Raw genomic sequence first — 1446 nt, 5'->3', positions numbered from 1 at the left:
ATTATCTATTAAAAGCATGTAATATTTTTGTTGTTCATAGTATTTTTATAATTGAAGTGTTCCTTCCATCGTAATTACAGTAGTTCCTCCAATTAGTATCCCGTCATCTGTAACCTTACCATATATGTAGGAGGGGCGCCCCATTTTTTCTCCTTGTAAAAGTTTGTATTCCTTGTTTTTCATAAGATATCCTTTTTATGAAGCAACCCAATTAAGGGGCCTGCCGCACTTCCGGTTGCAGGATCTTCATCAATTCCTATTCCGGGGTTGAAAAATCGTGTTTTGGCAATAATATCCATGCCATTTTTAATAAAAGAAAAACAGTAAACACCTTGGAAACCATATGTGTTAGCAAGGTTTTTTAAAAGAACTTTATCAGGTTTTGACATATTTAAAGTTTCCACACCTTCTAATGGTACAATTAAATGGACGACCTCCGTTTTAACGACAGTTGGTTTTAAGTTTTTTACTTGAAGTTTGTCTTCAGGAACAGAAAGAGCCTCGGCAATTTCACTACTTGAAACAATAGTTTTGATATTTGCAGGTTGTTGTGCCATACTTATTACATCATTACTTATTGAAATAGATACCGGCTTTTCTTTCATGATTATTTTGGAAATTTTACCTAGATTTATATGGTATACCAAAAATATTGATCATGGATACTGCCATTAATGCTTATAATGCCAAACAAACTCCTGCCAATAAAGAGATTTGCAACGTGCTTGCATCGGTTATCAACGGGGAATTAACGGGAACAGAAAGTAAAATCTGGCACGGGCACCCGGTTTGGTTCTTAAACGGAAACCCCATTGTTGGCTATAACATACAAAAAGCCGGGTGCCGACTTATGTTTTGGAGCGGTGCCGATTTTGACGAGGAAAAACTAAATGTAAAAGGTGCTAAATTTAAAGATGCTTCTATTTTTTATACTTCCGAAGGGCAAATAGACAGGGAAGATTTAAAAAGGTGGTTAAAAAAATCAGGAACCATTCAATGGGACTATAAAAATATTGTAAAAAGAAAAGGAAAATTGGAAAGGTTAAAGTAAAACAATAGATGAAAACCACAGAAGAACACGACAAACGTATGGCAAACATGACCTTTGCATCAGTATACCCCCACTATATTACAAAGGTTGAAAAAAAAGGCAGGACAAAAGCCGAGCTGCACGAGGTTATTGAGTGGCTTACCGGCTTTAACGAAAAGAGACTACAGGAACTTATTGAAGCAAAAGCTACCTTTAAAACATTTTTTAAAGAGGCCAGTCTAAACCCCAATGCCAAGCTTATAACCGGGGTGATATGCGGCTACCGCGTGGAAGCCATTGAAACCCCGTTAACACAACAGGTACGGTACCTGGACAAATTGGTGGACGAACTGGCAAAAGGCAAAAAAATGGAAAAAATTTTAAGGAGTACATAAGCACTTTCTTATAAAAAAAGT

General features: G+C 36.5%; 4 protein-coding genes. 2 read left to right on the top strand and 2 right to left on the bottom strand.

The features are described from left to right. Positions 1–45: 45 nt before the first annotated feature. A complete protein-coding gene (locus UXI14_RS17985; protein WP_335967348.1) occupies positions 46–183 on the bottom strand; it encodes a hypothetical protein in 138 nt (45 codons plus the stop codon). Next, on the bottom strand, positions 180–605 hold the full coding sequence (locus UXI14_RS17980) for a PhzF family phenazine biosynthesis protein (RefSeq protein WP_335967347.1): 426 nt from the start codon (positions 603–605) through the stop codon (positions 180–182). Before UXI14_RS17980 ends, UXI14_RS17985 begins: the two co-directional genes overlap by 4 nt. A gap of 53 nt (positions 606–658) precedes the next feature. Here UXI14_RS17980 and UXI14_RS17975 point away from each other — a divergent pair, with 53 nt between their 5' ends. Together UXI14_RS17975 and UXI14_RS17970 are read left to right on the top strand one after the other, a co-directional pair. Further along, positions 659–1051 carry a DUF1801 domain-containing protein gene (locus UXI14_RS17975; RefSeq protein WP_335967346.1) on the top strand — a complete coding sequence of 131 codons (393 nt, stop codon included), beginning with the start codon at positions 659–661 and terminating at the stop codon, positions 1049–1051. An 8-nt stretch (positions 1052–1059) separates the two neighbouring features. Continuing rightward, positions 1060–1425, top strand: a complete 366-nt coding sequence (locus UXI14_RS17970) for a DUF2200 domain-containing protein (RefSeq protein ID WP_335967345.1) — start codon at positions 1060–1062, stop codon at positions 1423–1425. Positions 1426–1446: the final 21 nt, after the last annotated feature.

The organism is Galbibacter sp. PAP.153 (assembly GCF_037029175.1).
Lineage (GTDB): Bacteria > Bacteroidota > Bacteroidia > Flavobacteriales > Flavobacteriaceae > Galbibacter > Galbibacter pacificus.
Note: the sequence above shows the minus strand (reverse complement) of the source record. Positions and strands in the feature narration are given on the sequence as shown.